This window comes from Flavobacterium sp. (assembly GCF_035760125.1).
GTDB lineage: Bacteria > Bacteroidota > Bacteroidia > Flavobacteriales > Flavobacteriaceae > Flavobacterium.
This window is the reverse complement of the sequence record NZ_DASTTN010000144.1, coordinates 1-7878: the sequence shown is the minus strand read 5'-3', so window position 1 is coordinate 7878 and position 7878 is coordinate 1. Positions and strand designations below refer to the sequence as shown.

The 7878-nt window shown below is 32.5% G+C and carries 6 protein-coding genes and 1 pseudogene; 3 read left to right on the top strand and 4 right to left on the bottom strand.

Features of this window, described 5'->3' with window-relative positions; all coding sequences use genetic code 11:
* From VFS71_RS05645 to pheT, 3 genes are all read left to right on the top strand, one after another.
* On the top strand, positions 1 to 880 hold an 880-nt coding region (locus tag VFS71_RS05645; protein ID WP_326399894.1), incomplete at its 5' end, for a TolC family protein.
* Positions 881 to 904: 24 nt separating this feature from the next.
* Positions 905 to 1768, top strand: coding sequence for a bestrophin family protein (locus tag VFS71_RS05640; RefSeq protein WP_326399893.1), 864 nt, complete (start codon positions 905 to 907; stop codon positions 1766 to 1768).
* A 216-nt stretch (positions 1769 to 1984) separates the two neighbouring features.
* Positions 1985 to 4405 carry a phenylalanine--tRNA ligase subunit beta gene (gene pheT, locus VFS71_RS05635; protein WP_326399890.1) on the top strand — a complete coding sequence of 807 codons (2421 nt, stop codon included), beginning with the start codon at positions 1985 to 1987 and terminating at the stop codon, positions 4403 to 4405.
* Between the two features lie 262 nt (positions 4406 to 4667).
* On the opposite strand, the gene VFS71_RS05630 is transcribed toward pheT, so the two are convergent.
* From VFS71_RS05630 to VFS71_RS05615, 4 genes and pseudogenes are all read right to left on the bottom strand, one after another.
* Complete coding sequence (locus tag VFS71_RS05630) at positions 4668 to 4793, bottom strand: T9SS type A sorting domain-containing protein (RefSeq protein WP_326399889.1); 126 nt, start codon at positions 4791 to 4793, stop codon at positions 4668 to 4670.
* A gap of 133 nt (positions 4794 to 4926) precedes the next feature.
* Positions 4927 to 6705 carry a 30S ribosomal protein S1 gene (gene rpsA, locus VFS71_RS05625; protein ID WP_326399888.1) on the bottom strand — a complete coding sequence of 593 codons (1779 nt, stop codon included), beginning with the start codon at positions 6703 to 6705 and terminating at the stop codon, positions 4927 to 4929.
* A 307-nt stretch (positions 6706 to 7012) separates the two neighbouring features.
* Positions 7013 to 7381, bottom strand: coding sequence for a hypothetical protein (locus tag VFS71_RS05620; protein ID WP_326399887.1), 369 nt, complete (start codon positions 7379 to 7381; stop codon positions 7013 to 7015).
* Between the two features lie 95 nt (positions 7382 to 7476).
* Positions 7477 to 7878 (bottom strand): annotated as a pseudogene (locus VFS71_RS05615) (MFS transporter); the annotation flags it as partial.

Sequence of the window (7878 nt, the reverse complement as noted above, 5' to 3'; positions counted from 1 at the left end):
TGTTAATTCGGTTTATTATGATTTGATACAGGAACAGCAACAATTATCCGATTTGGATTCTACAATTATCATTTCGCAAAAAAGATTAGAGTTCACAAAAAATAGATACACTATCGGAAAAGGTTCTAAACTGGATGTGTTGAATGCTCAGGTGGATTTGAACACGGATCTTGGTAATTTATTAAAGGAAAAACAGACATATGCCAACGCTAAAACACTTTTGAACCAGATTTTAGCGAGAGATTTGAATACTGATTTTAAAGTTTCTGAAGGAATCAATGTAGATCGAAAATTGAAACTTGTTGATTTAATAACATTGGCAGAAAAGCAAAATCCAGAGTTAGAGATGCAAATCATCAATAAAAAAGTAACAGAACTTGAATTGAAGCAAATCAAAGGAGAACGCTATCCAACAGTTAAACTAAATACAGGATATAATTTTAATGATACAAAATCGAGCCTTGGTTTTACAACTAAATCTTCTGCACACGGCTTGAATTATGGTTTTACTGCTTCTTTGAATTTATTCGATGGTAATGCACAAAATAGAAATGAAAAAATTGCCCAGATGCAAGTTGATAATTCTAAATTAGTGATTGACCAACAATTAAATCAGTTGCGAAGCAATTTGACAGTTGCTTTTCAGGTGTATTTGACTAATTTGGATTTGATTGATTTAGAAGCAAATAATACTGCTATTTCGAAGCAAAATCTTGAAATCACTGCAGAAAAATTTAAAATAGGAACCATAACTTCTGTAGAGTTTAGGGCTGCCCAATTGAATTATATCAATTCAAGAATTCGTTTGAGTAACGCTCAATTCCAAGCAAAATTATCTGAAATTACATTAAGGGAATTAGCGGGTAATCTTAATTTTTAATTATTTTTATACCAAAAAGTAAGAATGGTTTCATATAACCCTAAAATTTGGTTCGCTTACATCTTTCGTTTTCATAGATCGGATACGATTAGGCAGTTATTTCCAATGTTATTTTTAATTATAATTTATTCAGGTGTAGTTGCATACCTGGAGATTGATTATTTTAAATTGGAAGAAACCAGCCATGTCAAAAACCTTTTTGTAATTCATACTACATTAGGTTTTGTTATCTCCTTATTATTGGCTTATCGAATCAATTCAGCCTATGATCGTTGGTGGGAAGGGCGTAAATTGTGGGGAGCTTTGGTCAATAATAGTCGAAATTTGGCCATCAAGCTTTCAGTTATATTGAAGGATGAAAGGGATTTAGCTTATTTCAGAAAACTAATTCCAAGTTATGCTTCGATGTTGAATAAGCATTTGAAAGACGAAGAAACGAGTATGCAATTGTTTGAGCATGTTGACTTAGAGATTGATCATCATAAACATAGACCGAATCAAATTGCTAAGATGCTGTTCCAAAAAATAAATGATTTGTATATTGCCCATAAAATTTCTGGTGATCAACTGATTATTTTGAACAATGAAATTCAGTCTTTTACTGATATTTGTGGAGCTTGTGAACGAATTAAAAACACCCCTATCCCCTATTCTTACAGTACTTTTATAAAAAAGATAATATTCATTTTTATTTTAACATTGCCTTTTCCACATGCTTTTACATTAGGATATTACGTAATTCCTGTAGTGTCTTTTGTTTTTTATGTACTAGCGAGTATTGAATTGATTTCCGAGGAAATTGAAGAACCTTTTGGATACGATGATAACGACTTACCTACTACAAAAATTGCTGGAAATATTAAAAAACACATAGAAGAAATATTATAAAAAGAGTTTCAAAATTTGTTACAATTGAATCGATTTTTACTACTCACTAACTTTGACCCTCAAGAAACATTGATTATATTTGCACCCGAGACCGTAGGGCGAACGGACGAAGTACTCTTGAAAAAAACGTAATATGAAATCGCTATGGTTCCAAAATGGAATCAAAATGTAGAATGGTGATACCATGTTCAAATAAAAAATAAATAATATCTCCGCATGAAAATATCTTACAACTGGTTAAAACAATTTATTAAAATCGATTGGAAATCGGATGAAACAGCTGCACTACTTACCGATTTAGGGCTTGAAGTTGAAATCGTTGAGAAATATCAATCAGTAAAAGGCGGATTAGAAGGAATCGTTGTAGGACATGTTCTTACTTGTGTGCCTCATCCAGATGCGGATCGATTGAAAATTACAACTGTAGATTTAGGTGATGGAGTTCCTTTGCAAATTGTTTGTGGTGCCAGTAATGTTGATGCAGGACAAAAAGTGCCTGTTGCAACTATTGGAACCGTTTTGTATGATAAAGAAGGAAATTCTTTTACCATCAAAAAAGGAAAGATCAGAGGGCAAGAAAGTCATGGAATGATTTGTGCAGAAGATGAATTAGGACTTGGCGAAAGTCATGACGGAATTATGGTACTTGATGATTCGATAGCGGCAGGAACATTAGCTTCTACTGTTTTTAAAATAGAAAATGACGAAGTTTTTGAGATTGGTTTAACACCAAATCGCGCCGATGCGATGAGTCACTTAGGAACTGCCCGTGACTTAAGAGCCGGACTGATACAAACAGGAATTAATGTCGAATTAATCACTCCATCTGTAAGTAATTTTAGAGTTGACAAAAGAACTTTAAAAATTGATGTTGATGTTAAAGATATTCATCTTGCACCAAGATATTGTGGAGTTACTATTTCTGGTATCGCAGTAAAAGAATCTCCAGAGTGGTTGAAAAACAGATTGAAAGCTATTGGAATCAATCCAAAAAACAATATTGTGGATGTTACTAATTATGTATTGCATGATTTAGGTCAACCCCTACACGCTTTTGATGCAGCAAAAATTAAAGGAAAAGTTATTGTTCAAACACTTCCAGCTGGTACAAAATTTACCACTTTGGATGATATGGAAAGAACTTTACATGAAGAAGATTTAATGATTTGTGACGAAAAAGGGCCTTTGTGTATTGCAGGTGTTTTTGGAGGTAAAAAATCTGGAGTAACGGAGACAACTAATTCAATCTTCTTGGAAAGTGCTTATTTTAATCCAGTAAGTATTCGTAAATCTGCCAAAAGACATCAATTGAATACTGATGCTTCTTTTAGGTTTGAAAGAGGTATTGATCCAACAATTACAGAGTATGCTTTAAAAAGGGCAGCTTTGTTGATACAAGAAGTGGCAGGTGGTGAAATTACATCAGATATTGTAGATATTTATCAAAAGAAAATTGAAGGTTTTGCGGTATTTTTAAATTTCAAAAATGTTGCACGTATTATTGGTCAGGAATTACCAAAAGATACTATCAAGCAAATTTTAGCTTCTTTGGAAATTAAAGTAAACAGTGTTTCCGATGCTGGTTTAGGATTGACTATTCCTGCATATCGTGTAGATGTACAAAGGGAAATTGATGTGATTGAGGAAATTTTGAGAGTTTATGGATATAATAATATTTTGTTCTCCAAAAAATTGAATGCCACAGTTTCGAATTCTCCAAGAAATGAGGATTATAAAATACAAAATAGTGTTGCCACACAATTAAATTCTCAAGGGTTTAATGAAATGATGGCCAATTCATTGACTACAGCTTCCTATGTACAACTTTCAGAAATGTTAAAAGAGGAATACAATGTAACGATGTTAAATCCACTAAGTAGTGATTTGGCAACAATGCGCCAGTCTTTATTATTTTCTGGATTGGAAGCTATATCATATAACATTAACCGTAAAAATTCCGATTTAAAATTATTTGAATTTGGAAAATCATACCATAGCTTTTTATCGGGTTACGAAGAAATTAAGCATTTAACTTTATTTCAAACAGGTAACAGAAATCAAGAAAATTGGACATACGTTCAAAAACCTTCTGATTTTTTTCAATTCAAAGGATATGTTGAAGGCATACTTTCGAGATTAGGGATTTCCAATGCAAAAAGTGTAGCAGTAACTTCTGATGTGTTTTCAGAAGGAATTGCTTTCGGATTAGGAAGCGAAACATTAGTAGAATTTGGTGTTGTGAAGAAATCAATTTTAAAGCACTTCGGAATCAAACAAGAAGTTTTCTATGCTGATTTCAATTGGGCTACGGTTTTAAAATTAATGTCAAGCAAAATAAAATATACTGAAATTCCAAAATATCCAGAAGTTCGCAGAGATTTGGCTTTATTGGTAGATCAAAATGTTACTTATGATGCGATTTATGCCATTGCTAGACAAACAGAAAAAGCATTATTGAAAAATGTTAATTTGTTTGATGTGTACGAGGGGCAAAATTTACCAGAAGGGAAAAAGTCGTATGCATTGAGTTTCACGATTCAAGATGCTGCTAAAACACTTGAAGATGCTCAAATTGATAAAATCATGAATAAACTGATAAAGAATTTTGAAACAGAACTTGGAGCAAGTTTGAGATAATCTTTTATTAATAGATGCAAAAAAATCCTAATTCGTATGAATTAGGATTTTTTTTTTTGATTAGAAAATAAATTTATTTTTGATTTTTTATAAATTCTTAACCACAAACTCACTTCTTCTGTTTATAGCAAACACAGGTATTAATGCAAAGTATCTAAGTATTTTGGTAATAGTATTTAAAACAAAAAAGCCTCGCAATTTGCGAGGCTTTCTTTCTATATTCAAAATCAAGAAATTATTTTTTTTCTGGTTTTTCCAAAACTTATTTTTTTATAAATTTAATACTCGAACTTCCTTTGTCAGATTTTATTTTTAAGAAATAATTTCCAGTTCTTAAATTTGAAACATCAATTTTTGAGGGATCTCTTAAATTGGGAAGTGCAATCACCAATTTTTTTTATAGGTATATATTTATAAAATAAATATTTGCTTTTAATTTGGTTGGCATTTTTTTTTAACTAAATAATCATAAAAAAAGCCCCGAAATTTGCGGGGCTTTCTATATTCAAAAAATCAAGAAATTATTTTTTCTCTGATTTTTCCATTTTAGCTTTCAATGCAGCCAATACATCATTGTTATCTCCTAAAGTTGCAGCTGGTGCGTTTGTAGTAGATGCAGATGAAGTATTTTCAGTAACAGCTTTCACATTTTTCTCTTCTTCTTCACGGAAGATAGCAGTGTGAGAAGCAACTACTCTTTTGAATTCTTTGTTGAATTCAATTACTTTGAAATCAGCAGAATCTCCTTTTTTCAATTTCTTACCGTCTTCTTTTTCAAGGTGACGAGTAGGAATGAAAGCAACGATATCTTCACCGAATTCTACAGTAGCTCCTTTGTCAACGATTTCAGAAATTTCACCTGTGTGGATAGTTCCAACTGCGAAAGAATCTTCGTACTGATCCCAAGGATTAGCAGTAGTTTGTTTGTGACCTAAAGATAATTTACGTCCGTCAACATCTAATTCTAATACAACTACGTCTAATTTCTCACCAACATTTACAAATTCAGATGGGTGTTTGATTTTCTTAGTCCAAGAAAGGTCAGAGATGTAGATTAATCCATCGATTCCTTCTTCTAATTCTACGAAAATTCCAAAGTTTGTAAAGTTTCTAACGATACCTGTATGTTTAGAACCTACTGGGTATTTAGAAGTAATGTCAGTCCAAGGATCTTGAGTTAATTGTTTGATACCTAATGACATTTTACGGTCATCTCTATCTAATGTTAAGATAACAGCCTCAACAACATCTCCAACTTTTACGAAATCTTGAGCAGAACGTAAATGAGTTGACCATGACATTTCAGAAACGTGGATTAAACCTTCAACACCTTCAGCAACTTCGATAAATGCACCGTAATCAGCGATTACAACTACTTTACCGTTTACTTTGTCACCAATTTTCAAATCAGCATTCAAAGCATCCCATGGGTGAGCGTTTAATTGTTTCAATCCTAATTGAATTCTTGTTTTCTCATCATCGAAATCAAGGATTACAACGTTTAATTTTTGGTCTAATTCAAGAACTTCACTTGGGTGGTTGATTCTACTCCAAGAAAGGTCAGTAATGTGAATTAATCCGTCAACACCACCTAAGTCAATGAACACACCATAAGAAGTAATGTTTTTAACAACACCTTCTAATACTTGTCCTTTTTGTAATTGACCGATGATTTCTTTTTTCTGTACTTCAATATCCGCTTCAATAAGCGCTTTATGAGAAACAACAACATTTTTGAATTCGTGGTTGATTTTTACCACTTTGAATTCCATCATTTTGTTTACATATACATCGTAGTCTCTAATTGGCTTAACGTCAATTTGAGATCCTGGTAAGAAAGCTTCAATTCCGAAAACGTCAACGATCATACCACCTTTAGTTCTGCATTTTACAAAACCATTAACGATTTCTCCTGTTTCGTTAGCAGAAATAACTCTATCCCAAGATTTGATAGTACGTGCTTTTCTGTGAGATAATACCAATTGACCAGTTTTGTCCTCACGGATGTCAATTAATACTTCTACTTTATCACCTACTTTTAAAGCTGGGTTGTAACGGAATTCGTTTAATGAAATAACACCTTCCGATTTTGCGTTGATATCAACGATAACGTCTCTATCTGTGATTCTTACAACTACTCCTTCAACTACTTCTTCTTGGTCAGTTGCAATAAAAGTTTTTGATACTAGTTCTTCGAATTCCAATAAGTTTTTCTCATCTACTGCATCGATACCTTCTTCGAAGTTATGCCAGTTAAAATTTGCTAAAAACTCTTCTTGTGATTTTAATTGTTCAGACATGCTGATAAAAAATTTGTATTCTGTTTTTTCTCGAGTTTCTTCATGCGATAGAAAAATACAGAAGTTGTTTTACTTAAATTGTTGATACCTAAAGGAAACTCTTCTCTACCAAAAGGTGTGCAAAATTAATTCTTTTATTTAATATGACAAAATATTTATAGCGAGATATTTACGCAAAACGTTAAACAGTCCAAAAAAAGGTTCAGGAGCGAATGATTAGGCTTATTTGTTAGCATTGTTCCCGCTATTCGTTACAATCTCTCTCGTTGAAAAAACGAGAGAGGATTTTCACTGCTATCGGGGCTAGTTAGGATACATTGTGATTTTTAGCTTTTTTAATACTAAAAAAACCGCCTAAAATAGAAATTGGGGCAAAAATAAAAATTGCTAACAACTGAGTCCAAGAACTGCCACCAGATTTAAAAAGTGAGAAAGTGGCAAAACCAGCCATAATGACAAAAAGGATATAATTGACTTTTAAGTTTTTTGTTTTCGCGATGGATTGCGTGACAAGCCCACTAAGGAATGAAAAAACAGTTCCATAAACAAATGTCAAAAACATAAAAGCAATAGAAGCTTCCGAATGCGGTTTGACACCCGATAGTCTAAAGAGCAACACTGAACTTATTACAAAAATGGCGTAACCTGCGATTACTCCTAAAATTTGTTTTATCATAAATATTATTTTATTAGTTACCTTATTATTTATATATAAAAAATCCTAACAAGTTTAAAACCTGTTAGGACTATATATTTCAATCTGAATTATAATTAATGACTCAAGTTCTCCACGACATCTTCATTTGGATTGTGCTCGTGTTTGAATAAAATGGCAAACGCAATAGCAACAATCAAAGCATAACTGGCAAAAGCCAACCAAATCATATGCCAATCTTTCATCATAATTACTTTATCAAACAAACCATTTGCGGAAATTGAATTTCCTTGACTTTTTACAAATTCCAACATTTTTGGGTTTGTAACATCGGTCTGTAAAAAAGAAGCCAATTCAGTACTAGAATTAAAAGATTTTGTAAAAAAACGATCAATCGCCCATCCTGAAGTCGTACTTCCTAATATTGCCCCTACTCCATTGGTCATCATCATAAACATTCCTTGAGCCGAAGAACGATTTTTGGCATCTGCATGTGTTTCCACAAACAGAGAACCTGA